The sequence below is a fragment of the Niveispirillum sp. genome (assembly GCF_017996735.1).
In the GTDB taxonomy this organism is placed as follows: domain Bacteria; phylum Pseudomonadota; class Alphaproteobacteria; order Azospirillales; family Azospirillaceae; genus Niveispirillum.
Genome location: NZ_JAGOGJ010000009.1, coordinates 34,576 through 59,507, shown reverse-complemented (window position 1 = coordinate 59,507; position 24,932 = coordinate 34,576). Strand labels below are relative to the sequence as shown.

Genomic DNA, 24,932 nt, shown 5'->3' with positions numbered 1-24,932 from the left:
CGGGAGGCCCATCGACCATGCATCCGCGTCATCACGCCCTGGCCACGCCGGCCAAACCCGCCTGCATCATGGCCGATAGCGGAGAGGTCCTGCGCTATGACGAGTTGGACCGGCGGGCCAATCAGGCTGCCCACCGGCTGCGGGCGCTGGGCCTGCGCCGGGGCGACGTGCTGGCCGTGATGATCGACAATGAGGCGGCTTTGTTCCCGCTGGCCTGGGCGGCGCAGCGTACGGGACTGTATTTGACCAGCATCTCCACCAAATCCAGCGTCGCGGACCTCGCCTATATCTTGGGCGATTGCGGCGCCAAGGTTCTGGGCGTGTCTGACAGGCTGGCCCCGGTCGCGGCGGCGGCAGTCGAGGACGTGCCGCAGGTGCAGGCCTTTGCGCTTACCGGTACGGCCGACCTGCCATCCTGGGGGGAGGCCTGCGCTGCCCTGCCCGTGACCCCCGTCAAGGATGAAAGTCCGGGCACGGAAATGCTCTATTCATCGGGCACAACCGGGCGGCCCAAGGGGGTGAAGCCGACGCTGCCCGCCGGTGCCATCGACCAACCTACGCCGCTGGTCGGCATGGGGGCCACCCTTTATGGCATGGGCGCGGACATGGTGTATCTCTCCACCTCGCCGCTCTACCACGCCGCCCCGTTGCGGTGGGCGATGAGTGTACACCGGTTCGGCGGCACCGTTGTCATCATGGAGAGGTTCGATGCAGAGGAAGCGCTTGCCCTTATCGAGCGATACCGCATCACCCATTCCACCTGGGTGCCGACGCATTTCGTGCGGTTGCTGCGCCTGCCGGAGGAGGTGCGGGCGCGGTATGACCACAGGTCGATGCGTGCCGTGATCCATGCGGCGGCCCCTTGTCCGGTGCCGGTCAAGCAGGCGATGATCGATTGGTGGGGGCCTGTCATCTACGAATATTATTCAGGGACCGAGACATGCGGCATCACTGCCCTGTCGGCCGATGAATGGCTGGCAAAGCCCGGCTCCGTCGGCAAGGCGATCCTGGGGACGGTGAAGATCGTCGATGATGACGGCAATGAACGACCCGTCGGGCAGGTTGGTAACGTCTATTTCGCGGACGGACCCCGGTTCGAATATCACAATGATCCGGTTAAGACCGCCGCCGCCTATGACCATCGCGGCTGGGCGACGCTGGGCGATATCGGGCGGCTGGACGAGGATGGCTATCTCTACCTGACCGACCGCAAGAATTTCATGATCATTTCCGGCGGGGTGAATATCTATCCTCAGGAGATCGAAAACTGCCTGATCGAACATCCATCCGTCGCCGACTGCGCCGTGTTCGGCCTGCCCGACATGGAAATGGGGCAGGTGGTGGTCGCCGTGGTGCAGCCATCAGAAGCGGCCGCCGATGAAAATACGTTGGCCGCATCGCTGACGGCTTTCCTGCGTGAACGGCTGGGCGGGGTCAAGGTGCCCCGCATCTTTCATTTCCGCCCGATCCTTCCGCGTGAACCGACGGGTAAATTACTGAAGCACAAGCTTGTCCGCGAATATCTGGATATGGCCGAAAAGGCGGGGGCATCCGGTCTGGGCGACGAACGACGCTGTCCTTGACCTGATTGGCTTTGCTGTCGGCTCCACCGGTTCAGGCGGGCCATGGGCGATCCCGTGGCCCCGCCCGCGCGCCGACGTTGCCGTTTCAACCGGAATCCGGCCCGGTGCGCCCGTATTCTTGCTCCAGCCAGGCGGCGGTTTCGGCGGGTGCCGTCATTGGCAGCATGTGGCCGCCATCGACAAGGGTGAGCCGGGTTCCCGGCAACAGGGACTGCATCGCTTCGCCATGGTGGCGCCAGTCCAGCACCCGGTCACCGCGCCCGAACAGGATGGAGACGGGCAGCCGCAGGTCGCCATAGCGTGCCTCCAGCGCTGCCATGCCGGCCTTTGCCGCCATCAGGTCGGCGGACGCCGCGCGGAAGGCGGCAGGGCGCAAGCCCAGAAGGCCGCCGCCCGCCTTGCCGAAATCGGCCGGCACCGGATCGGGGCCGAAGACGATATCCAGGACGCGGTCCCGGTAAAGCACGGCCATGGGTGTGGCCAGCGTCCAGGACAGCAGCCAGCGCATGAAGGGCGAAGTGACGGTCAGTCCCTTGAAACAGGCGGGCACGCGGTTCTGCGCACGGGTCAGCGGGGCGATGAGAGCGAGGCCGCCGGCACAGTCCGGATGGTCCAGCGCGATGGCCAGCGCCACCGCCCCGCCCAGTGAATGCCCCACCAGTAACGGCTTCTGAAGACCCAGCGTCCGGATCAGCCCGGCGATGGCGGCCGCCTGGGCGCGCGGCCCGGCATCGGCCCCGGCGGGGCGCGTGGAATGGCCGGAACCCGGCCGATCGACCAGGATGAGGCGGAAACGGTCGGTCAGAAGCGGCAGCAATCCATGGCTGAAATGGCGCATCTGGCCGCTCAGCCCGTGGATCATGACCAGGGCGGGGCCGCTGCCGGCATCCAGATAATGCAGCCGCTCCCCGTCCTGGTCCAGGAAGCTTCCCTGTGCCGGCAGCGCCCGTTCCACACGCCGCGCGATCAGACCGGTGAACAGGGCCAGACCGCCCGTCCAGGCGCCCGCCAGCGCCATTGCCGCCGCAACTGTCCCCATCATCGCCGGTCTCCCTGCCGCCCGTTTCGTCGTCCGGTGCCGGCCTGACTATCATCGCCCGACAATATTGACAATGATGTAAATTATTCATTGACCCAATCCACCAACATACATAATGATCAGTGGCGAAGGACGATGGTGTCTCGAAACACCGGTCCTGACGGGGGCAGGCCCCCCGCCCAAATCAAGAAAGATCCGGCTGCGGCCACCGGCTGGCGCGGCCCCGGGGAGGATATCGATGAGCGGTTTTGATCCGATCTGGCGTCGGACGTGCGCCCGCACGGCCCTGCTGACCCTGACTGTTTCCTGTTTGGCGCTGGGCGTCGCCACCTCCCATGCTCAGGCGGCATCGGAGGAGGTGCTGCTGGAGGAGATCATCGTCACCGGCACGATGATCCGCAATGTCGGCCCCATCGGTACCAATGCCATCGCGGTACAGCGCGCGGATGTGGTGGCCACCGGTGCCGCGTCCAGCAACGATCTGCTGGCCCAGATCCCCCAGGTCGGCAATTTCGGCACCGTCCCCCGCGCCGAAGGCAGCTATGGGCTGCCCATCGTGCGGCCCAATATCCGCAATCTGGCAGCCTCGGGCGGGGCCAGCACGCTGGTGCTGCTGAACGGCAACCGGCTGGTCGGGGCCGGCATCCTGCAGACCAGTGTCGATCCCTCCATCATCCCGCCCGACGCGATCGAGCGGGTGGAGGTGATCCCCGATGGTGGTTCGTCGATCTATGGGTCCGATGCCATTGGCGGCGTGATCAATTTCATCACCAGGCCCCGGTTCGACGGTGTGGCCGCCAATGCGCGCTATGGCCGTGCCGCCGATTACCAGAGTGCGGAGGCCAGCCTGATCGGCGGCCATGACTGGGGTTCTGGGTCGGCCTGGGTGTCCTATTCCTATGCCTGGCATGGCAATGTTCTGGGCGTCGACCGCGACTTCGTGACCGCCGACCTGACGGCGAAGGGGGGCAGCGATTTCCGGGGTACGGCCTGCACGCCGGGCAATATCCTGCTGGGCGGCGTGCCGTTCGCCTTGCCGAACCGCACGCCCGGTGGGGTCAACCGCTGCGACCAGACCGACTATGCCGACCTCTATCCACGGGAGGAACGGCACAGCTTCTTCGGCGGGCTGGTGCAGGAGATCGCGGACGGCGTGGATTTCTCCGCCACGGGTTACTGGTCGTCGCGTGACACCATCACCCGCACCTCGCAATCGACGTTGAGCGGCACCGTTTCCCTTTTGAACCCGTATTTCCGGCCCATCGGCACTGAAACCTCCCACGACGTGGCCGTCAATTTCGACAGCGTCTTCGGGCCCAGCAATGTCGCCAACGGGTTCTTCGAATCCTATGGGGTCACGCCGGAACTGGATATCGCGCTGGGCAGCGATTGGCAGTTGCGGCTGGTCGGCAATCTGGGCCGGTCAAAGAACCGGACCAATGAGGGGCTGATCGACAGCACCCTGGCCACCCAGGCGCTGAACGGCACCAGCGCGGCCACGGCGCTGAATCCCTATAACCTTGCCGCCAGCAATCCGACCTTGCTGGCCGCCATCGACAATTACGAGAATCTGGGCCGGGCGACGCAGCAACTGGCGGAAGTGCGCGCCGTTCTGGACGGGCCGCTGTTCAGCATCCCCGGTGGCGAGGTGCGGGCGGCGGCGGTGGCCGAATACCATTACGACGATATCGACAGCATGATCGGCAGCGGCCCGGCTGGGGCGCCCACCAGCACCTCACGCGGGAAGGCCGACCGCAATGTGAAGTCGGTGTTCGGAGAACTGCATGTGCCGCTGGTCGGCGCGCCCAACCGTGTGGATGGCATCCATGGGCTGGAACTGTCCGGTTCCGTCCGTCATGATGATTACAATGATGTCGGTGGCACCACCAATTCCAAGATCGCCATGAATTACCGGCCCGTGAAGGACCTGACATTCAGGGCCAATTACGGCACCTCCTTCCACGCGCCCAGTCTGGCCGACCTGGGCAATTCCGTCGACAGCCGGGTGCAGGTGGTGCTGTTCGCGCCCAACCGCAAGCCCGGCAGCCCCTTCACCGACCTGCTGCGCCCCACCATCGTGCTGGCCGGCGGCAATCAGAACCTGAAGCCGGAAACGGCGGATACATGGTCGCTGGGTGCGGATTTCCAGCCTGATGCGCTGAAGGGCCTGCGGGTCAGCGCCACCTATTTTAATGTGAAGTTCAAGGATGCCATCGGGCTGGCGCCCGTGCTGACGCCGCAGATCTATTCCGATCCCAATTTCGCCAGCTATTACATCCTGAACCCGACTTTGCAGCAGGCATTGGCGGCGGCCGGCGGCCTGCGTATCGACGGGGTGCCCAGCCTGCCGGCGCTCTATGCCTTCTCGTCGCCCTATGTGCTGTTCGATGCGCGGCGCAACAATCTGGGCGCCATCCATACGGACGGCATCGATTTCGAGGTCGAATACCAGCACCGCGCGGATTTCGGCATGCTCAGCGCAAAAGTGTCGGGCACCTACACGCTGAACCGCAAGACGCAGGCCGTTCAGGGCGGGGCCTTCAGCAACGATCTGAAGAACGGCACCGGCCGCCTGGCGCTGGTGGCCAGCCTGGGCGCGGCTGTGGGTGAGGTGACGGGGCGGGTATCCTGGAACCACCGCGACAGCTACCCCATCCTGGGCGTGCCCAGCCAGGACAGCATCGGCGCCTTCAACACCATCGACCTGTTCGCCGCCTATGACCTGTCCGCCCTGGCCGAGGGGGTTTCCGTGACCTTGAATGTCGAAAACCTGTTCGACAAGGACCCGCCCTATTTCAACGCCGTCCCCGGCTACACCAATGGCAGCACCCTGGGACGGATGGTTTCCGTCGGCCTGCGCACCAGCTTCTGAGGAGGGGGACGATGCGGGAATGGCTGTACCGGACCGGTTGCGTGATGGCCCTGGCGCTGGCCGCCGGCTGTGCGGGCCCTGGCGTGCCGGAGGGGATGCGAGTGGAATATGCCACCCGTCCGCTGGGCCTGGATGAACAGGCGCCGCGTCTGGCCTGGCTGTCGCGCGTGGACCGCCAGTCCGCCTATCGCATCCGTGTGGCAGAGAGCGAGGCGGCGCTGACGGCTGGGCCCCTGGTCTGGGACAGCGGCAAGGTGGCGGGCGACGGCAATGTCCAGATCGCCTATGGGGGACCGCAACTGGCCGCCGGCAAACGCTATTGGTGGCAGGTCATGGTCTGGGACGCGGCGGGCCAGCAAGGCGGCTGGAGCCGGCCCGACTGGTGGGAAATGGGGCTGCTGTCGCCCGACCAGTGGCAGGCATCCTGGATTTCCGGCCCACAGCACACGGTGCATGACTGGGGCGACCTGGAACTGGAGGTCGACCTGACCCTGAAAGGCCCCGCGCTGGACATCCTGTTCCGGGCACAGGGGACGGGCAAGAAATACGGCGATGCCTATGTCTGGACCCTGTCGGATGCCAAGGACGGCCCCGTCCTGATCCAGTCCGTCCGCCGCTATACCGATGGAAAGAGCGGCGGCATAAAAACCAGCGAACTGGCCCGTGTCCCCCTGGCTGGCGGGCCGCTGAAGGACAAGCGCCACCGCCTGACCATCCGGGCGCAGGGTGCGCGCATCGCCACGTCGCTGGATGGGATGGAGGTGGCGTCCATCACCGACGCGGCCCATGCGCATGGCACCGTGGGGTTCACTGCCCGGCAGGCCGAGGCCGCCATCATCCACCGGGTCAATGTGACGGGCAGCGGATCGCCACCTGTGGAGACCGGGTTCACGGCCAATGACAATCCCTTCACCGGGGGGACAGTAAGGGCGGATGGGCTGGCGGACGGGTTGCGGGTCGCGGCCGGCGTGCCGTCCATCGATATCGTGCTGCCCATGGAGGCGCCGGCGCCGCTGCTGCGCCGGGAATTCACCCTGCCGGTAAAACAGATCACCCGTGCCCGGCTCTATTGGGCCGGGGCCGGCATGCCGCTTCTGTCGCTGAACGGGGCGGCGGTGGGTGGCACGGCGCTGGGTGTGGGCTTCACCGCCTATGACAAGCGGGTGCTGGCCCAGGTGGCCGACATCACCGACCGGCTGAAACCCGGTGCCAATGTCATCGGGGCGGAACTGGGGCGCGGCTGGTATGGCGTCACCGATCCCAATGAATGGTATTTCCACCGCGCCCCCTGGCATGCCGATCCCGCCCTGAAGGCCAGGGTGGAGGTGGAGTTCAGCGATGGCAGCCGCCAGACCGTCACCAGCGACGGCGAATGGCGGACCCGATCCGGCCCCACCCTGTCCGACAGCATCTATCGCGGCGAACGCCATGACGCGCGGCTGCGGCCCGATGGCTGGGACCGCGCGGGGTTTGCGGCGGGGGATTGGGGGCCGGCGCGGGTCGTCACGGGGCCGGCGGGCCGGATCGATTTCGCCAATGCCGAACCCATCGCGCCCGTGTCCAGCCTGAAGCCCGTGTCGGTGACAGAGGTGCGGCCGGGTGTCCATGTCTATGATTTCGGGCGCATCATCGCTGGACTGCCGGTGTTGTCCGCATCCGGCCCGGGCGGGACCACCATATCCCTGGTGGCGGCTGAGAAGCTGGACAAGAACGGGGAGGTGGCGCCTGCCTCCGGCCTGATCAATGCCCAGCTTCAGACCTATCGCTATACGCTGGCGGGGACGGGTAGGGAGCACTGGACGCCCCGCTTCTCCTATGCCGGGTTCCGTTATGTGCAGGTGGAGGGGCTGACGGGCAAACCGGGCGCCGATACGCTGACAGCGGAGATCGTGCATTCGGCCGTGGCCGATACCGGAAGCTTCGCCAGCGCCAATCCGCTGCTGGGCAAGATCGACGCGGCGGCGCGTGCCACCATCCTGAACAATCTGCACGGCTTTTTGACCGATACGCCGACCTTCGAAAAGAATGGCTGGACGGGCGATGCCCAGGCATCGGCCGGCATGGCGGTGCGCAGCCTGGATGTGGCGCGGGTCTTCACCAAATGGCTGGCCGATTTCCGCGATGCCCAGGCCGAGAGCGGCGAAGTGCCGGAGGTGGTGCCAACCACCCCCTTCTATGGCTATCAGGACACGCCCGGCTGGAACCTGATCTGGGGACCGACCCCGCCCTGGGACGTGGCCGCCCTGATCCTGCCCTGGGAGATGTACGAGGCCTATGGCGACATCCGCATCCTGGAAGAAAACCACGCGATGCAGAAGCGGCTGGTGGATTACACGGCCACCATCTTCAAGGGCCCGGATTATCGCGGGCGCATGGGCCTGTCGGAATGGAGCCCGCCCGGCCCGCTGGACATTCTGAACGCAAGGGGCGGCGGCATCGACGCCGTCACCGCCGCCTATTTCTTCCTGGAGGCCGACCTGCTGTCGCGCAGTTCCGCCGTCATCGGCAAGGGGGATGATGCGCAACGCTACCGGGCGTTGGCCCAGGCCATCCGGGAGGCCTATAACAGGCGCTATTGGGACCCAGCCAATGGCTGGTACCGCACGGTCGATGCCAAGGGCGTGGCGGCCGGCCCAACCCAGATCCAGAATGTGCTGCCGCTGGCCTTCGGCATGGTGCCGGACGGGCGGGCGGCGGATGTGGCGGCTGCCATCGCGCACGATGCCGAAAAGAACGGGCTGCGCACCGGCGTGTTCGCCACGCGCTATCTGCTGCCGGTGCTGAGCGACCATGGCTATGCCGATCTGGCCTATCGTCTGGCCACGCGCACGGAGGAGCCCGGCTGGGGCTGGTGGATCGAAAATGGCCACCAGACCCTGTTCGAGAGCTGGAGCCTGGAGAGCCGGTCGCGCGACCATCATTATTTCTCGTCCATCGGCGACTGGATGCGCACGCGGCTGGCCGGTCTGCGGCCCGGTGGCCCAGGATATAAACGCGTGCTGGTCCGGCCGGAGATCCCCGACGGGCTGGAATGGGCCGAGGCCTCCATGCGCACGGTTCATGGCCTGGCATCCAGTTCCTGGCGCGTGACCAGGGGTGCGCTGTCGCTGACGGTGGAGATACCGCCCAACACCATGGGTGAGGTCTGGCTGCCCCGCCGCTTCGGCCCCCTGCGCGCGGTGCCCAACGGCGCCGAACGGGTGCGGGAGGAGGCACGGTTCACGCTCTACAGCGTGGGGCCGGGCACGCATCATTTCACCACGGGAGGGGACAAATGAGGCTTCGTATCGCCACCATACTCGCCGCTTTGCTGCTGGCCACGGCATCGGCCGGGGCCGCCCCGGAGGTCATGGTGGAGGGCGGTCCGCTTCAGGGCGTGGCGGCCCATGATGTGACGGCATTCAAGGGCATCCCCTATGCCGCCCCGCCGGTGGGGGACCTGCGCTGGCGCCCGCCGGCTCCGCCCGCCGGTTGGGACGGGGTGCGCAAGGCCGAAAGTTTCGGTCCCGATTGCATGCAGAACCCGCTGCCGGGGTCGAAATCACCCGTCACGCCCAGCGAGGATTGCCTCTATCTGAATGTCTGGACGCCGGAGACGGCGGGGGCGCCCAAACCGGTGCTGGTCTGGATACCGGGCGGCGGCTTCGTCACCGACAGTGCCGCCAACCCCGTCATGGATGGGGCGGGGCTGGCGCGGCGCGGCGTCGTGGTCGTCACCTTCAATTACCGGCTGGGCCGCTTCGGCTTCTTCGCCCATCCCGACCTGACGCGCGAAAGCGGGGAGGGGCCGACGGGCAATTGGGGCTTCATGGACCAGATCGCCGCCCTGCACTGGGTCCGGCGCAATATCGCCGCGTTCGGTGGCGACCCGGCCAATGTCACCCTGATCGGGGAATCTGCCGGGGGTGAATCCGTCTCCCGCCTGATGACGGCACCACCGGCGCGCGGGCTGTTCCACAAGGCGGCGGTCATTTCCGGTGGCGGGCGCGACCGCTGGCCCACGCTGGCCGAGGCGGAGGCCAAGGGTTTGGCCTTTGCCCGGGATGCCGGCGTCAAGGGCGGGCTGGCCGACCTGCGTGCCCTGCCGGCGGACAGGGTCCGCGGCGGCATCACCCTGCTGGACAAGGAAGAGAAGACATGGTCCGGGCCCATCACCGATGGGCGCATCCTGCAGGGCGACCTTGTTCCCCGCTTCGCGGCAGGCGCTCAGGCCCCGGTTCCGCTGATCATCGGGGCGAATGATGACGAGTTCAGCTTCGTGCCCTCGATCTTCCGCATGTTCCTGAACGGCCCGCATGAAAAGGCGGTGGAGCCGAACAAGGCGGCGGTGCGCGCCGCCTATGGCTCCGACAGCGCCATGCGCCGCGCCATCGCCAGCGATGTGGTCTTTGTGGAACCATCCGTGGCCCTGGCCAGACGCCATGCCGCAACGGGGGCGCCCACCTGGCTCTACCGCTTCGGCTATGTCGCCGAGGCCAAGCGGGAGGAGGGCAGCGGGGCCGGCCATGCCACCGACATGCAATTCCATTTCGGGACCCTGGACCAGGCCGATTTCAAGCCGACAGCGGCCGATCAGGCGATGGCCAGCCTGATGGGCGATCTCTGGACCCGCTTTGCCCGGACGGGCGATCCCAATGGCGGTGGCCTGCCATCCTGGCCGCGCTATGACGCGGCATCGCCGCGCATGCTGTCCATCGGGACCGAGACCAGGAGTGTTTCCGCCGCCGAACCGGTGATCGACGCCATCGCCGCCGCACGGGATGCCACACCATGAGCAACTTTTCCCGCCGCCTTCTGCTGATCGGCAGCATGGGCTTGCTGCTGGCCGGCTGTGCCAGGACCGTCACCCTGTCGGAAGGGGCCTCCGTTCCGCTCTGGCCCGAGGGGCCGCCCGGTGCCATCGCCAACATGCCGCCGGAGGTGACGGAGGACCGGATACCGTTCGGCACCATCACCCGCAATGTCTCCACCCCGTCGCTGCTGGTGTTTCAGCCGGCCAGGCCCAATGGCACCGCCGTGATCGTGGCACCGGGCGGCGGCTTTCACCTGCTGTCCATCGAGAATGAAGGGATCGCGGTCGCCAAATGGCTGAACAGCCTGGGCGTCACGGCCTTTGTGCTGCGCTACCGCCTGATCCCGACCGGGGAGGATGTGGCCATCAAGCTGTTCCAGCGCATCGCCAAGCGCGCGGAGATGGACGCGGCCCTCGCCCCCCTGCGCCCGCTGGTCATCGCCGACGGACAGCAGGCGGTGCGCCATGTCCGGGCAAAGGCATCGGCCTATGGCGTGAAGCCGGACCGGATCGGTCTGATGGGCTTTTCCGCCGGTGGGGCGCTGGCCGTCTGGTCCATCCTGGCGCAGGACAAGCCCAGCCGGCCGGATTTTGCCATGGCGATCTATCCGGGCCTGCTGCCCGATCCGTTGCAGGCACCGGCGGGCGCCCCGTCGCTGTTCGCCCTGGCGGCGGCCGATGACAACATCGCCGCCCAGGACACCAACCGGCTGGCCCAGGCCTGGCGCACGGCCGGGCTGGAGGTGGATCATGTCACCTATCCGGCCGGCGGCCATGGTTTCGGCATGAAACAACAGGGCAAGCCAACCGACGCCTGGACGGCGCGGTTGCAGCAATGGCTCGACGCCAAGGGATTGTTGTCGAAATGAAAAACAGGACATCTGATATCGTTGGCCTGGAAGGCCGACCGATGGCCGGTCTTCCAGGCCCCTCAGGCGCCGGCGCCCACATCCGTGGGTATAAGGCCACGCTGCTGGGTCTGGGAGCACTGACCGCGCTGTTGGCGGGCTGTGCCCAACAGAAAGCCGAACCGGCCCCACCGCCGCCGCGCATTGCGCAATGCGAGGGGCTGACCGGCCTGGCGCTGGCCGATGGCAAGGTGGAGGCGGCGACATCCGTCGCGGCCGGCAAGATCGTGACCCCGGACGAGGGCAAGATCGGCCTGCCCGCACCCGCCGCCTTCTGCCGCGTGCAGGCCCGCCTGACGCCCACCCCATCCTCTTCCATCCGGGTGGAGGTCTGGCTGCCCGAGGCCGGGGCCTGGAACGGCAAGCTGCTGGGCGCCGGCAATGGCGGTTTCGGCAGCAATATGCAGGTGCCGTCGCTGGTCATGCGTGGCGGCGTGGCCAAGGGCTATGCCGCCGTCGGCAGCGACATGGGACATGTCGGCAAGTCCGACGTGGATGCAAGCTGGGCGCCGGGCCAGCCGGAAAAGGTCCGCGATTATGGCTGGCGGGCCAACCATCTGGCCGCTGCCACCGCCAAGCGTGTCATCGCCGCCTATTACCCGGCCCCGCTGGATGCCAGCTATTTCCACGGCTGCTCCGATGGCGGGCGCGAGGCGTTGATGGAGGCGCAGCGTTTCCCGGATGATTACGACGCCATCCTGGCCGGTGCCCCGGCCATTCCCTGGGCGCGGCTGGCCACGGCCATGGCCATGAACGACAGGGCCGTCTTCGGCAATCCTGACAGCGCCCTGCCCAACGCCAAGCTGCCGCTTTTACAAAAGGCGGCCCTGGCCCGCTGCGATGCGCGGGACGGGGTGACGGACGGGGTGATCGATGATCCGCGAAGCTGTGATTTCGATCCGGGCGTGCTGACCTGCAAGGCGGGTGACCAGCCGGACTGCCTGACGCCGGCTCAGGTGGCGGCGGTGCGCGCCCTGTACCGGGGGCCGGTCGATGGCAGGGGCAAGTCCTTCTATCCCGGATATCTGCCGGGGATGGAGGCCACGCAAGGCGCCTGGGACCTGTGGCTGACGGGGCCGGGTGCCCAGCACGGCAAATTCTCCACCGAATTCTTCCGCCATTTCGTGCATGGCGATCCCAACTGGACAACGAAGGATTTCCGGCTGGACAGCGATTTTGCCAAGGCCCAGGCCATGCAGGGCGAGATCAATGCCGATGATCCGAACCTGAAGCCCTTCTTCGCCAAGGGCGGCAAGCTGATCCTCTATCACGGCTATGGCGATGCCGCGATCCCGCCGCAGAACACCATCGATTATTATCAGCGGGTGCTGAAGACCAGCGGCACCAGGGCGGCCGGATCCGTGCGCCTGTTCATGATGCCGGGCGTGTCGCATTGCCTGGCGGGGCCGGGGCCGAACGTGTTTGACGGGGTCGGCGCGCTGGATGAATGGCACCGGGGCGGGCCGGCGCCGGACCGCCTCACGGCCACCAAGTTCGACAATGATTATCTGGGCTTCCTGGGCCTGCCGGCCAAGACGGTCCGCACCCGCCCGCTCTGCGCCTATCCCCAGGTGGCGCGCTGGACCGGCGGCGGGTCCACCGACGATGCCGCCAATTTCACCTGTACCGACCCTTCCACCCAACCCTGAAAAAGCGGCCGGCGCAACGGCCCTTCCCATCCCCAACAGGAGACGACCCATGAAGACCCTTCTTCCCCTGTTCGCCGCCATGGCGTTGCTGCTTTCCCTTCCCGTGCATGCCCAGGCGACCCAGAGCCCGCCGGCCCCCACCGCCGCGACCCCCTTCTCCCTCGACACACCGATCGAGGAACTGGCGGCGCATGAGGGAGCCAAGGCGGCCCTGACCAGCACCCTGCCGGGCCTGCTGGAGATCCCGCAATATGAGATGATCAAGGGCCTCAGCCTGCGCCAGCTTCAGCCCTATTCCGGCGGCAAGCTGACGGATGAATTGCTGGCCCGGACCGAGATGGCGCTGGCAGGCGTCAAATGAGACGGCGCATGGTTGGCCGGCTGGCGGTGGCCGGCGTGGCACTGGCCCTGGCCGGCGTACCGCTGGCTCAGGCGCAGGACGCCCGCCCGCCCGTATCCGCCGCCCCCGAACCGGCGGCACCGGTGCAGGACCTGCTGGCCCGGATGACCCTGGACGAGAAGATCAGCCTTCTGGCCGGTGCCGGCATCATGGAACTGAACGGCGTGCCAAGGCTGGGCGTGCCGGGCATCAAGGTGACCGACGGCCCCACCGGCGTGCGCTCGCACGAAGACAAGCCGGCCACCGTGTTTCCCGTGGGCGTGGCCATGGCCGCCACCTGGAATACCGAACTGGCGGGCAAGGTGGGGGCCGCCATCGCGGACGAGGCGCGGGCGCATGGCGCGTCGGTGCTGCTGGCGCCCACGGTCAACATTGTCCGCACCCCGCTCTGGGGTCGCAATTTCGAGACCTATTCGGAGGACCCGCATCTGGCGGCCCGCATGGGCCTTGGCTATGTGCAGGGCGTGCAGGGGCAGGGGATCGGCGTCTCTTTGAAACATTTCGCCGCCAACAACCAGGAAACCAACCGTTTCTTCGTGGACAGCAAGGTGCCGGCCCGACCCTTGCGGGAGATTTATCTGCCGGCGTTCGAGACGGTGGTGAAACAGGCCGATCCCTGGTCGGTCATGGCGTCGTACAACAAGGTCAACGGCACCTATGCCACGCAGAACCGCTGGCTGCTGACCGACCTGCTGAAGAAGGAATGGGGCTATGCGGGCATGGTCGTTTCCGATTGGGGGGCGACCCATGCCACGGCGGCGGCGGCCAATGCCGGCATGGACCTGGAAATGCCGGGGCCGCCGGCCAATTTCGGGACCAAGCTGCGTCAGGCCGTGGACAAGGGCGAGGTCACCCAGGCCCAGATCGACGAGAATGCCGGGCGTGTGCTGCGCCTGATCCTGCGGTCCACGGTCAAGGGTGGGGACGGCACCATCCCGGCCGACATGAGGCAGGCCCATGCCGATCTGGCCCGCGCGGCGGCGCGGGAAGCCATCATCCTGTTGCAGAACAAGCAGGATGTGCTGCCGCTGCTGCCGTCCATCCGTACCCTGGCGGTGATCGGCCCCAATGCCGATGTCATCCGGGTGCAGGGTGGCGGGTCGTCGGCCGTGGTGCCGTTTGACAGTATCCCCACGCCGCTGGCGGCCTTGGCGGAAGCGCTGCCCGGTGTCCGCATCCTGCATGCCCAGGGCGTGGATAATGAGGAAACGCCGCCATCGGCCGATCCTGCCCTGTTGAGCCCTGATGAGAAGCGGGGCGGCAAGGGGCTGCGGGCCGACTATTTCACCACGCCCGACCTGTCCGGCACGCCCAGCCGCAGCGAAGACGTGGCCAATTTCAGCAAGCGCATCGCCGGCAATCAGGCCAAGGCCGATGCGGTGGGCTATGCGGCACTGCGCTGGTCAGGCTGGTTCTGGCCGGAACGCAGTGGCCGGCATGAATTCAGCGTGCGCGGCACGGGCAAGGCCACCCTGTCGCTGGATGGCAAAATCATCCTGGACCGGGCGGTCAAGGGCGTGCCCGACCCGCGCGATGTGATCGGCTTCCCCGTGCTGCGCCGGACGGTCAGCCTGGATCTGGAAGCCGGGCGTGGCTACCGCATCCAACTGGATTACATCACGGGCCAGACACCCTATGAGGCGCTGGTCTTCGGCCTGCGTCAGCCCGCCCCCGATTTCGCGGCGGCGGTTGCGGCGGCAAAGGAGGCCGACGCGGCCATTGTTCTGGTCGGCTCCTCCTCCATGACCGAAGGCGAAGGCTATGACCGCACCACCCTGGCCCTGCCGGGCGAGCAGGACCGGCTGGTCAGCGCTGTGGCTGCCGCCAACAAGCGCACGATCGTCGTGGTGAATAGCGGGGCGGCCGTCACCATGCCCTGGAAAGAACAGGCCGGCGCCATCCTGCAGCTCTGGCTGCCGGGACAGGAGGGGTCGCGGGCGCTGGCCGATCTGCTGCTGGGCAAGGCCAACCCGTCCGGCCGTCTGCCCGTCAGCTTTCCGGCCAGGGATGGCGATATCGCCGTCGATCTGGCGGCGCTGGAAAGCCATTATGCAGAGGGGTTGCTGGTCGGTTATCGCGGGCTGGAGGCCAAGGGGCAGGCGCCCTTGTTCGCCTTCGGGCACGGGCTGTCCTATTCGACCTTCACGTATGGCAAGCCCAAGGCGCCAGCCCGCATCAGGGGTGGCGAGGCGGTGAGCGTGTCGCTGGACCTGCGCAACAGCGCCGGCCCGGCGGGCCACGAGGTGGCGCAGCTTTATGTCGCCCCGGCCCGGCGCGACGCCGACGAACCGCCCAAGCAGTTGCGCGCCTTCACCAAGGTCACCCTGGCCGCGGGGGAGAAACGCCGGATAACCCTGACCCTGGACCCGCGCGCCTTTGCCGCCTGGGACGAGGCGACGGGCCAATGGCGGGTGCGGCCGGGTGATTACGACCTGTTGATCGGCCCCTCCTCGGCCGATATCCGCCAGCGGGTGAAGGTCAAGGTCGCGGGCGGGGCGGAGGTGGTGCCTTGAGGGGTGGGCACCCTCATCGCCACCAACTCTACCGTCATCCCGGCGAAAGCCGGGACCCAGCGCAGAGCGGCGTCTGCCACGATATTTGCCATATCGGCGCTAATCGCGCCTTAAGCTGGGCCCCGGCTTTCGCCGGGGTGACGGTGGAAGGGAGAGGAATCCCTACAGCCCAAACGTTGAGGGAGCAACAAAGGAGCCGCCCTAATAAAAAGACGGCAGCAGCCGGGCGACCATCTTGCGGGTGGCGTCCGGTTCCCGGTCCAGGGCGTCGCGCATGAAGCCGCCGATAAGAGCGTCGGCGAAGGCGTTATGGGCGATGAACAGGATGCTGGATTTCAGCCGCCCGATGGACAGTTCGCTGTTGGGGGGCAGCCGCTTCTCAATCTCCCGGACCAGCGCCTGGATGGACAGGCGGATCGGTTCGAACCGATCCGTATCGCCACTGATCGCGATCCAGGCCGCCAGCTTGGCGGCACCCCCCTGGCTGTAGGCGTCGAAGACGATATCGATCATCTCCCGCTGCGCCAGCGGGTCATCCGACAGGATGCGGGTGATGGCCTCGCCCAGCGCCGCGTTCAGGTCGCACAGGATCATCGCCATCAGGGCCGTCTGCAACCCGGCGGCCGAACCGAAATGATGGATCAGGTTCACATGGGTCATGCCGATGCGGCGCCCCACCTCCTGCAGGGTGACGGCGCCGGGTCCGGCTTCCACAAGGCAGGCGCGCGCCGCCTCCAGGGCCAGACGGCGGACTTCGTCCGGGTTGCGGCGGGGACGGCGGGCGGGCTTGGCGGGTTCTGTTGACATGCTTGTCAATATAGTGCGCCACCCCGCGCCGGTCGAGGAAATCCCTCTCGGGACGCGAGAAAGCCGCTTGTCTCTGACGCGTAGAGTTGTTAATTACATTAATGTAAATAAAGGAGGCCGCGTTGCCCCCCGCATCCAACGATCCGCGTGATCGTGACGACCCATCCGTTGAAATCCTTGATGTGCTGATTGTCGGGGCCGGCCTGTCCGGCATCGACGCCGCCTGCCGGCTGACCCTGCATTGCCCCGGCAAGCGCTGGGCCGTGGTGGAGGCGCGGGACCGGATCGGCGGTACCTGGGACCTGTTCCGGTATCCCGGCATCCGGTCGGACAGCGACATGCACACGCTGGGTTTCCCCTTCCGCCCCTGGAAGGAGACGGCGATCATCGCCGACGGCCCCGCCATCCGCGACTATATCGAGGATACGGCCCGCGAATACGGGGTGCTGCCGCATATCCGCTTCGGCTGGCGCGTGACCGGTGCCGACTGGTCCAGCAGGGACCAGGCCTGGACGGTCACGCTGGAAACGCCGGATGGGCCAAGGCGGCTGCGCTGCGGCTTCCTTTACATGTGCAGCGGCTATTACCGCTATGATCACGGCCATATGCCGGACTTTGCGGGGATCGGCAATTTTCGGGGCCGCATCATCCATCCCCAGCATTGGCCCGACGATGTGAACGTCACCGGCCGCAAGGTGGTGGTGGTCGGCAGCGGTGCCACGGCCGTGACCCTGGTCCCGGCGCTGGCCCGGCTGGGCGCGCTTGTGACGATGCTGCAGCGCTCCCCCACCTATATCGTTTCCCGCCCGCGCCGCGACGGGCTGGCGGAACGGCTTTACCGGCTGCTGCCCGAACGTCTCGCGGCACTGCTGGTGCGCTGGAAATATATCGGGTGGAGCCTGCTGACCTATCGCCTGTCGCGCCGCCGGCCCGCCCTGGTCCGCCGCCGCATCATCGAGGCGGTGCGCCATGCCGTGGGGCCGGGCGTGGATGTGGACCGCCATTTCACGCCCACCTATGCGCCCTGGGACCAGCGTGTCTGTCTGGTGCCCGATGGCGATCTGTTCACTGTGCTGAAATCGGGGGCAGCCGGGATTGTCACCGGCCGCATCGCGGGTTTCACCCCGACCGGCCTGCGTCTGGAGGATGGGCGGGAGATCGCGGCCGACATCATCGTCACCGCCACCGGCCTGGAGATGCAATTGCTGGGCGGCGCCACGCTGAGCCTGGACGGGCAGCCGGTGGATATCGCCGACCGGCTGGTCTATCGCGGCATGATGCTGTCCGATGTGCCCAACCATGCCCTGGCCATCGGCTATGTTAACGCCTCCTGGACGCTGAAATGCGACCTGACGGCCCGGCAGGTCTGCCGCCTGCTGAACCATATGGACCAGCAGGGATATGGGGTCTGTGTGCCGCGTCCGGCGGATGCCGGCGCCGCGCGCCTGCCGCTGCTGGGCCTGACCGCCGGCTATGTGCGGCGTGGACGCGCGCATATGCCGTCACAGGGGGAAAGACCGCCCTGGCGCGTGCGTCAGAACTATCTGGCCGATCTGGCCGCCTTCCTGTTTTCCAAGCCGGCGGACGGCACCCTGGAATTCCGGCCGCGGCCGGACGGAGACAAGACATGACCAAACCCATGCAGTTGCGGGGCCGCACGGCCGTGATTACCGGGGCCGGCGGCGGCATCGGCCGGGCCATTGCCCTGTCGCTGGCCCGGCGGGGCTGCCGCCTGATGCTGACCGATATCGATCTGCCGGCGGCACAGGCCACGGCCCTGGCGGCCAGGGCCGATCATGGGGTGGAGGCGCTGGCCGCACCGCTGGATGTGGCCGACCGTGCGGCGGTGGCCGCCTTGCCGGCGCAGGTGCAGGCTTCGTTCGGCGGGGCCGACCTGCTGGTCAACAATGCCGGGGTGGCGCTGGGCGGCAGCTTCACCCAGGTGTCGGAGGCGGATTTTGACTGGCTGATGGGTATCAATTTCCAGGGCGTGGTCACTATGACGCGTGCCTTCATCCCGCTTCTCTCAGCCAGCGACGATGCGCGGCTGGTCAACCTTTCCTCCATCTTCGGCATCGTCGCCCCGCCGGGTCAGGCCGCCTATGCCGCCGCCAAGTTCGCCGTGCGCGGGTTCAGCGAGGCACTGCGCCATGAACTGGCGGGCAGTGCCATCGGCGTCACCATCGTGCATCCCGGCGGGGTCGCCACATCCATCGCCAGCAATGCCCGTCCGCCCCGGGGCGTGAGTGCCGAACGGCTGGCCGAACAGAAGGCGCGGGCCCAGCGCCTGCTGACCATGCCGCCGGCCGAGGCGGGGGAGATCATCGTGCGCGGGGTCGAACAGCGCCGCTCCCGCCTGCTGGTGGGCCGCGATGCGCGGCTGGCCGACCTGATCCAGCGGCTGTTTCCCGAACGCTACTGGTCGGTGATCGGGCGCTGAGCCTGTCCGGCCGGGGCAAGACGGGCGGTTGCCGGTCTTCGGGACTTTGCTGGATGCCATGATGGTGCCCGCATCTGTCGGGCCGGCCTGATCATCGAACATCCCCCTTGTCCAATCCCTGCCGGCCACCCATGCTGGCAAGGCACCCTACCGGCCGGGCCGCCGTCCGGCAGGCGACGGGGAGATTGCCAGGTATGCTGGGATGACGATGAATGACCAGAAGGGGCCGGCATCCCGGCCTGCGGCCTTTCTGGACCGCGATGGTGTCCTGAACCTGGATACGGGCTATCCCCACCAACCCCGGCAGATCGTCTGGCTGGCGGATGTGCCGGCGGCGATCCGGCACCTGAACGAAGCCGGCTATTTCGTGTTTGTGGTGACCAATCAGTCCGGCGTGGCCCGTGGACTCTATGATGAAGGGGCCGTCCGCGACCTTCATGCCTGGATGGATGAATGGTTGCGCGGTCGGGGCGCGCGGGTGGATGACTGGTGCTATTGCCCCCATCACCCGGACGCCGTGATCAATGCGTATCGCGCCGCCTGCCTGTGCCGCAAGCCGGCACCGGGCATGATCCTGGATCTGGCCCGGCGCTGGCCGGTGGACATGTCACGCAGCTTCCTGATCGGCGACCGTGCGTCAGACCTGGCGGCGGCGGCAGCGGCAGGCCTGCCCGGCTTCCTGGTTGAAGAAGGGGGGCTGCTGGGTCAGGTGCAACGGCTCGCCCCTCGCGGTCCGGGGTGACGGGTGGTGCTCACGCCAGCAGCGAGGCCAGCCGCTCCATCTCCGCCCGCACCCGGTCCGCCCTGATGGCAAGGCCCGCATCCTCGATATCGTTGATGTCATGGGACAGGAAATGCTCGTCCGGACGCAGGCGGGCCGTGCTGTGGGCGGGTTCCGTCGCGCGGCCACGCGACCGTTTGCGGACCCATTCCTCCTGTGATTTCGTGAAATAATGATTGATGACCAGGGCCTTTGCATCGGGCACGGCATGATGGGACGGGTGGCCCTGGCTGCCGGCCACACGCCCATGCTCATCGATCAGCGTGCCATCGGTGATGGTGGGTACATGGATGTCCGGGCGGGCGACCAGACGCGCCTGCACGATGGTCTTCACCGAACGGTTCAGGGGGTGGTCCGCCGCCGCCCGCCGTGTGAAGCGGCTGATGACAAGGTCGTCCTCATGCTGCTGCCTGCCGTTCGATCCGAACAATCGCCAGGGCACCACCAGCCCGGCCGCCCCGTCATGATCGGCCAGAACCGATGGCACGTCGCGGCCGTCTATCGGGTTCAGGAATTCATCGGCATCGATGAAGGCGACCCAGCGGCAGCGGTTGGACAGCCGCGCCAGACCCGCGATATAGGCGGGGATCTGGGGTGCCACGTGCGGAATGTCGGGCCAGGGGACATGGTCCACGATACCGGCCCTGGCCAGCCCGGACAGCAGCGCCGTCGTCTGGTCCGTGCTGCCATTGTCGAACAGCACAAAATGCTGGACACCGACCAGCCGGTGATGGGCGATCCATTCCAGCAGGTAGGGGCGTTCATCCTTGACGATGGCGCAGACGGCCAGCGTCAGGGGCGGCGCCACCGGGGGCGGCGGCACGGGGCGGAAACGATTGTTGGGCAGGCGGATGCTGGCAGGGCTGCCGGTCAGGTTGTGCCCATTGCCGGCGGTGACGGTCAGGATGCCTGTCCGCCCGTCAATCAGGTCTTCCGGCAAGGCGATGTAGAACGCATGGATACCCTGGCCGATCCCCGCCGCCTGCAGGTCCGGCCGGTGGTGGTTGGCCAGTCCCTGAGCCACAACGACATTATCGAACAGGACCGTGACCGGGACGGGTTCATGTGGCTGTTCGGAATCCCAGGCCCATCCGCAAACATCCCGGCCGGCGATGCAGTCGAAATTGCCGCGTATCACCGTCCGATCCTCCAGAGGTGGCGGGGGGGAAGCGCCAGGCCGGTGAACGGCATGCCATCCAGGTTCAGGTTCGGATTGTAGTGAGGGTCGGCCATCGACAGATCCTTCCAGCGACGCCGCATATAGTTTTCCTCCTTCATGGCGCGCACCAGCCTTTCCGGCGTGCTGTCGCGGCCGCGGCTCAGGCTTTCATGATGGTAGAGATCGATCTCCGGTGTCCAGACGATCAAGGCGCCCGTTTCCCGCAGGCGCAGGCAAAAATCCACATCGTTGAAGGCGATGGGCAGGTTCTCCGCATCGAACCCGCCCAGACGCAGGAAGTCCGCGCGGCGGCAGAACAGGCAGGCCGCCGTCACGGCGCTATAATTGCCGGCCACCCGGGTCCGGTGGAAATATCCACGGTCGTCGACATGAACGGTCTGGAATGCGTTTTCCGCCAGACCGCCGGTGCCGACAATTACGCCGCCATGCTGGATCATGCCGTTAGAGAAGCGCAACCGGGCGCCGACGGCCCCCACCTCAGGCCGTGCCAGCAGGCCGGCGGCAACCCGCAGCCAGCCGCTCCCGATCAGTTCGACGTCATTGTTGATAAAGCCGATGATGCTGCCCCGCGCCTGTTCCACGGCACGGTTGTTCATATCGGCGAAGTTGAAGGGCGCGTCGTAGGAGATGACGCGGAACCTGCCCTGCTCCCGCCCCTGCGCCAGCCAGGCAATGGTCTCCGGCTCGCAGCTCTGGTTGTCGATGATGATGATCTCGTAATCCGCGCCGGCCGTGCGGCTTTCGATGCTTTCCACCGCGGCGCGGACAAGATGCAGCCGGTCCCGGGTGGGGATGATCAGGCTGAACAGGGGCGGGGGGGCGGGTACCGGCCATTCCACCCGCCGCAGCCCTTCGTCCGTGTCGATGGTGACGATGCGCGCTGCGGTAACCCCACGGGCCGCCAGATGGTCGCCCACCGCCTGCGCCGCCTGGGCGGCCAGTTCGGGGCCGGGTGCGCGGGTCAGATGGCACAGCACCTCTGGCAGGTGATGGATACGGGGTTCCGTCCCGCCACCCAGCAGGGCCCGCATCCGCAGTGCCGTTGCCGAAGGGCAGGGGCCGACACGCCGCAGCACCTCGGCACGGAACAAGGTCAGTCCGCGCGTATAATCCTGCGATAGGCAAAGATCATAGTTCCAGTCCGGGCGGAACCAGGGCAGGGTGCCACCATCGACGGGCATGTCGGCGTCGCCATAAAGGATGTCGTCACCGCTGGCTTCCAGGGCAAGGGCCGCGCGTGTCAAGGCGCCCGGATAGAGGATGGCCCCTTCATCCAGGACGGCCATCATTTCCGCCCCCCCCTGCGTGCGCAGGGACAGGACCGACGCGGCCAGCCCCGCCCGTGTTCCGGCAAAGGCCGGCGGGATGTCGTCCGCCGGCGAACCGGTCAGGGCATCACGCCAGTCGGCATAATAGCCGAAACCGATGCTGCCCGGCAGATAGTGCTGCATCTGGTTCAGATAGCAGCGCAGCAGGGCCGCCGCCGTATCAGCCTCGGGGTTGTGTGCAGCGCCCGACACCGCCATCACCTGTTCCAGCAGCGATATCGGCCCCCCGCCCAGGCACATGAAGGGCACAGGCGTCTCATGCAGCGGGCCATGCCCTTGCGCATGCACCATGACATGGCGTTCCCTGCCATCCAGGCACCAGAACGGCATGCGCAGTTCGAAGGCGTGGTCTCCCTTGCCGATGCAGGCATTGACCAGATCGCCCCGCAGCCTGTCCGCGATGGCGGTGGTCACCACTTTGCCGTCGATGACGGCCTCGACCACGACATGCCGGTCCGGCCGGCCCGGCTGCCAGCACCAGCCACGGATGGTGGCGCCCAGGACATTGTCCACATTGCCCTGCACGATGTCGGACCGGGCCGGCGCGTCCTCGGTATCAGGAAGGGGGGCCGGGCCGGTGACATCGGTGAAGGCGACCGTGCCGGTGGACATTTCCCGGACCGTGAGTGCCGAACCGGGCGGCAGATGCACGCGGATGCGGAAACCGCACAGCCCGTCGCCATGGCCAGCCGCCGCCACATCCCGCCGGTCCAGATTGGCCAGCCCGGCGGCCACGGGCTGACCACCATATTCAACCAGCAGGACAAGGCGCTGGTCGGGATGGTCGGGCGACCAGGCCCAGCCGATCAGGGTACCGTCCGTGTAGCTCTCGATATGACCGACGATCCGCATGCCCCATCCCGATCAACCATGCCGGCCCGGCGGCCCGCCCCGTCACGCCGCCCCCTCACGCCGCCAGGGCGCGGTCCAGCAGGGCGGGCGACAGCGGCCCGAAATCGACGACGCGGCCATGTTCCAGAACGGCCACCTTGTTGCAAAGCCTTTCAATCAGCGGACGGCTGTGGCTGGCGATCACCAGCATACGGGCCCGGTCGATCAGGCCGTTCACCCGCTGTTCAGCCCGCTCCATGAAGGCGGCGTCCCCGGCCGTGATCCATTCATCCAGCAGCAGGATCTCCGGTGAGATGGCGGTGGCCACGGCGAACATCAGCCGCAGCAGCATCCCGGACGAATAGACCTTCACGGGAAGGTCGAGATACCCGCCCAGCCCCGAAAAATCCCCGATCTCATCCGCATAGGTATTGATGTCGGCCGGGCTCATGCCCAGCAGCAGGCCCCGCAGGCGCACATTCTCGCGGCCGGTGGCGTCCGGATCGATGCCCAGCATCAGATCGAACATCGGCGCCACCCGTCCCTGCACGCTGACCCGGCCGGCCGTCGGTTCGTAGATGCCGGCCATGGTGCGCAAAAGCGTGCTCTTGCCGGCGCCGTTATGTCCGATCAGGCCGATCCGGTCGCCTTCATGCAGGTCCAGATTGATGTCGGTCAGGGCATCGATATGCACATGCGATCCCTGATCCGCCCCGATACGCCCGCCGGTCGACAGGTTCAGGGCCGTCTTTTTCAGCGACCGGCCATGAAGCCCGAAGATCTGAAACCGCACGCAAACATCTTGAAGACTGATATGGACGGACATCGGCGATCAAATCCAGTAAGTGATCCGGGGCCGCGCGATGCGGAACGTCAGCAGGCCGACAACCAATCCCAGAAGCGCAATCCCGATCGCGACCATCCAGTGCTTCGGATCGGAATGACCCGTTGTCAGCGGTTGGCGCATGATCTCCACCAGATAATGGAACGGGTTGAACACCAGGACGGGGTGATCCTCCGCCAGGAAGCTGCCCTTCCACAGCACCGGTGTCACGAAAAATGCACCCGTGATGATCGTGGCCACGATCTGGGCGACGTCGCGGAACCGAAGGCAGATGCAGGCCAGGGCCAGGCCCCAGCCATAGCCGGTGACCAGCAGCAGCAGCGCCGCCAATACGGACAGGATCACGCCAACCGGCGAAACGGCGATGCCGAACCACAGCAGGACCCCGACAATGATCAGCACATGGTGGACCAGGATCAGGGCGTTGCGGGCGATGATCCTGTACACAAAGACCGTCTGCGGCAGGCGCATCTGGCGCAGATAGCCCTCCGCCCCGATCAGCGCGTGGCAACTGTCGGTGACAAGACCGGTGATCAGGGTCCATGTCACCATCCCGACGGCGACATGTGGCAGATAGGCATGAACGTCGATCTTGAACAGATTAGCATAGACGATGCCAATCCCGATGGTGAAGGCAGCCATGCTGATGGTGACCCACAGGGGCCCCAGGATCGATCCGCGATATTTTTGCCTTATGTCCCCGGCGGCCAGGGAAAACCAGATCCGCCAGGAGGCCATGCCCAGAATCATGTCGGCCAGGGCTGCGGATATCTTGGGCTGCCCGTCGGCGACGAACGCCCCGTACCAGCCTCGCCGGCCCGAAACGGGGTCGGGTCGGTATTGCGACATGGTGAAACGCTCCCCTCTTCCGGTCGCAGGACATATATAGCATCGGCATGCCCGAGCAACATTTTATGCCATGTGCGGGGAACAGCCGACAAATCCTCCAATGTCGCGACAGGGTA

Annotated in this window: 17 protein-coding genes; 11 read left to right on the top strand and 6 right to left on the bottom strand. The window is 66.8% G+C overall.

Translation table 11 applies throughout. The features are described 5' to 3' along the window. Positions 1 to 17 precede the first annotated feature (17 nt). Positions 18 to 1,583, top strand: a complete 1,566-nt coding sequence (locus KBA48_RS05440) for an acyl-CoA synthetase (protein ID WP_292903988.1) — start codon at positions 18 to 20, stop codon at positions 1,581 to 1,583. 85 nt (positions 1,584 to 1,668) lie between these two features. Here the strand turns inward: KBA48_RS05440 and KBA48_RS05435 are convergent, their stop codons facing one another. Further along, positions 1,669 to 2,625, bottom strand: a complete 957-nt coding sequence (locus tag KBA48_RS05435; protein WP_292903987.1) for an alpha/beta hydrolase — start codon at positions 2,623 to 2,625, stop codon at positions 1,669 to 1,671. Between the two features lie 235 nt (positions 2,626 to 2,860). On the opposite strand from KBA48_RS05435, the gene KBA48_RS05430 reads away from it, so the two are divergent. Genes KBA48_RS05430 through KBA48_RS05400 form a run of 7 tightly spaced genes read left to right on the top strand, consistent with a single transcriptional unit; the run spans position 2,861 to position 15,756 of the window. Then, positions 2,861 to 5,494 (top strand): TonB-dependent receptor, encoded by a 2,634-nt coding sequence (locus tag KBA48_RS05430; protein ID WP_292903986.1) that lies wholly within the window; start codon positions 2,861 to 2,863, stop codon positions 5,492 to 5,494. Between the two features lie 11 nt (positions 5,495 to 5,505). After that, a complete protein-coding gene (locus tag KBA48_RS05425; RefSeq protein ID WP_292903985.1) occupies positions 5,506 to 8,772 on the top strand; it encodes a family 78 glycoside hydrolase catalytic domain in 3,267 nt (1,088 codons plus the stop codon). Next, a complete protein-coding gene (locus tag KBA48_RS05420; protein ID WP_292903984.1) occupies positions 8,769 to 10,268 on the top strand; it encodes a carboxylesterase family protein in 1,500 nt (499 codons plus the stop codon). Before KBA48_RS05425 ends, KBA48_RS05420 begins: the two co-directional genes overlap by 4 nt. After that, complete coding sequence (locus KBA48_RS05415; protein ID WP_292903983.1) at positions 10,265 to 11,155, top strand: alpha/beta hydrolase; 891 nt, start codon at positions 10,265 to 10,267, stop codon at positions 11,153 to 11,155. The genes KBA48_RS05420 and KBA48_RS05415 overlap by 4 nt, the downstream gene beginning before the upstream one ends. A gap of 41 nt (positions 11,156 to 11,196) precedes the next feature. After that, a complete protein-coding gene (locus KBA48_RS05410) occupies positions 11,197 to 12,843 on the top strand; it encodes a tannase/feruloyl esterase family alpha/beta hydrolase (RefSeq protein WP_292903982.1) in 1,647 nt (548 codons plus the stop codon). A gap of 49 nt (positions 12,844 to 12,892) precedes the next feature. Next, on the top strand, positions 12,893 to 13,204 hold the full coding sequence (locus KBA48_RS05405; protein WP_292903981.1) for a hypothetical protein: 312 nt from the start codon (positions 12,893 to 12,895) through the stop codon (positions 13,202 to 13,204). Further along, positions 13,201 to 15,756 (top strand): glycoside hydrolase family 3 protein, encoded by a 2,556-nt coding sequence (locus KBA48_RS05400; protein WP_292903980.1) that lies wholly within the window; start codon positions 13,201 to 13,203, stop codon positions 15,754 to 15,756. The genes KBA48_RS05405 and KBA48_RS05400 overlap by 4 nt, the downstream gene beginning before the upstream one ends. A gap of 201 nt (positions 15,757 to 15,957) precedes the next feature. On the opposite strand, the gene KBA48_RS05395 is transcribed toward KBA48_RS05400, so the two are convergent. Continuing rightward, complete coding sequence (locus KBA48_RS05395; RefSeq protein WP_292903979.1) at positions 15,958 to 16,563, bottom strand: TetR/AcrR family transcriptional regulator; 606 nt, start codon at positions 16,561 to 16,563, stop codon at positions 15,958 to 15,960. 122 nt (positions 16,564 to 16,685) lie between these two features. Here KBA48_RS05395 and KBA48_RS05390 point away from each other — a divergent pair, with 122 nt between their 5' ends. The 3 genes from KBA48_RS05390 (at position 16,686) to KBA48_RS05380 (ending at position 19,745) form a co-directional block, all read left to right on the top strand. Continuing rightward, positions 16,686 to 18,194, top strand: coding sequence for an NAD(P)/FAD-dependent oxidoreductase (locus tag KBA48_RS05390; RefSeq protein WP_292903978.1), 1,509 nt, complete (start codon positions 16,686 to 16,688; stop codon positions 18,192 to 18,194). Further along, positions 18,191 to 19,003, top strand: a complete 813-nt coding sequence (locus tag KBA48_RS05385; RefSeq protein ID WP_292903977.1) for an SDR family oxidoreductase — start codon at positions 18,191 to 18,193, stop codon at positions 19,001 to 19,003. The genes KBA48_RS05390 and KBA48_RS05385 overlap by 4 nt, the downstream gene beginning before the upstream one ends. A 202-nt stretch (positions 19,004 to 19,205) precedes the next feature. Further along, positions 19,206 to 19,745 carry an HAD family hydrolase gene (locus KBA48_RS05380; protein WP_292903976.1) on the top strand — a complete coding sequence of 180 codons (540 nt, stop codon included), beginning with the start codon at positions 19,206 to 19,208 and terminating at the stop codon, positions 19,743 to 19,745. 10 nt (positions 19,746 to 19,755) lie between these two features. Here the strand turns inward: KBA48_RS05380 and KBA48_RS05375 are convergent, their stop codons facing one another. Genes KBA48_RS05375 through KBA48_RS05360 form a run of 4 tightly spaced genes read right to left on the bottom strand, consistent with a single transcriptional unit; the run spans position 19,756 to position 24,816 of the window. Further along, the gene (locus KBA48_RS05375; protein ID WP_292903975.1) at positions 19,756 to 20,922 is read right to left on the bottom strand and encodes a glycosyltransferase family 2 protein; all 1,167 of its coding nucleotides are present in this window, start codon (positions 20,920 to 20,922) and stop codon (positions 19,756 to 19,758) included. Next, the gene (locus KBA48_RS05370; protein WP_292903974.1) at positions 20,919 to 23,144 is read right to left on the bottom strand and encodes a glycosyltransferase; all 2,226 of its coding nucleotides are present in this window, start codon (positions 23,142 to 23,144) and stop codon (positions 20,919 to 20,921) included. The genes KBA48_RS05375 and KBA48_RS05370 overlap by 4 nt, the downstream gene beginning before the upstream one ends. Before the next feature lie 55 nt (positions 23,145 to 23,199). Then, complete coding sequence (locus KBA48_RS05365) at positions 23,200 to 23,916, bottom strand: ABC transporter ATP-binding protein (RefSeq protein WP_292903973.1); 717 nt, start codon at positions 23,914 to 23,916, stop codon at positions 23,200 to 23,202. A 39-nt stretch (positions 23,917 to 23,955) separates the two neighbouring features. After that, positions 23,956 to 24,816 (bottom strand): ABC transporter permease, encoded by an 861-nt coding sequence (locus KBA48_RS05360; protein ID WP_292903972.1) that lies wholly within the window; start codon positions 24,814 to 24,816, stop codon positions 23,956 to 23,958. Between the last annotated feature and the right edge of the window lie 116 nt (positions 24,817 to 24,932).

What these genes read in the sequence shown, in the direction of transcription:
- KBA48_RS05395 (WP_292903979.1), bottom strand. Translation starts at nt 16,563, where the DNA reads ATGTCAACAGAACCCGCCAAGCCCGCCCGCCGTCCCCGCCGCAACCCG.
- KBA48_RS05420 (WP_292903984.1), top strand. Translation starts at nt 8,769, where the DNA reads ATGAGGCTTCGTATCGCCACCATACTCGCCGCTTTGCTGCTGGCCACG.
- KBA48_RS05430 (WP_292903986.1), top strand. Translation starts at nt 2,861, where the DNA reads ATGAGCGGTTTTGATCCGATCTGGCGTCGGACGTGCGCCCGCACGGCC.
- KBA48_RS05385 (WP_292903977.1), top strand. Translation starts at nt 18,191, where the DNA reads ATGACCAAACCCATGCAGTTGCGGGGCCGCACGGCCGTGATTACCGGG.
- KBA48_RS05435 (WP_292903987.1), bottom strand. Translation starts at nt 2,625, where the DNA reads ATGATGGGGACAGTTGCGGCGGCAATGGCGCTGGCGGGCGCCTGGACG.
- KBA48_RS05380 (WP_292903976.1), top strand. Translation starts at nt 19,206, where the DNA reads ATGACGATGAATGACCAGAAGGGGCCGGCATCCCGGCCTGCGGCCTTT.
- KBA48_RS05410 (WP_292903982.1), top strand. Translation starts at nt 11,197, where the DNA reads ATGGCCGGTCTTCCAGGCCCCTCAGGCGCCGGCGCCCACATCCGTGGG.
- KBA48_RS05415 (WP_292903983.1), top strand. Translation starts at nt 10,265, where the DNA reads ATGAGCAACTTTTCCCGCCGCCTTCTGCTGATCGGCAGCATGGGCTTG.
- KBA48_RS05405 (WP_292903981.1), top strand. Translation starts at nt 12,893, where the DNA reads ATGAAGACCCTTCTTCCCCTGTTCGCCGCCATGGCGTTGCTGCTTTCC.
- KBA48_RS05425 (WP_292903985.1), top strand. Translation starts at nt 5,506, where the DNA reads ATGCGGGAATGGCTGTACCGGACCGGTTGCGTGATGGCCCTGGCGCTG.
- KBA48_RS05400 (WP_292903980.1), top strand. Translation starts at nt 13,201, where the DNA reads ATGAGACGGCGCATGGTTGGCCGGCTGGCGGTGGCCGGCGTGGCACTG.
- KBA48_RS05440 (WP_292903988.1), top strand. Translation starts at nt 18, where the DNA reads ATGCATCCGCGTCATCACGCCCTGGCCACGCCGGCCAAACCCGCCTGC.
- KBA48_RS05360 (WP_292903972.1), bottom strand. Translation starts at nt 24,816, where the DNA reads ATGTCGCAATACCGACCCGACCCCGTTTCGGGCCGGCGAGGCTGGTAC.
- KBA48_RS05370 (WP_292903974.1), bottom strand. Translation starts at nt 23,144, where the DNA reads ATGCGGATCGTCGGTCATATCGAGAGCTACACGGACGGTACCCTGATC.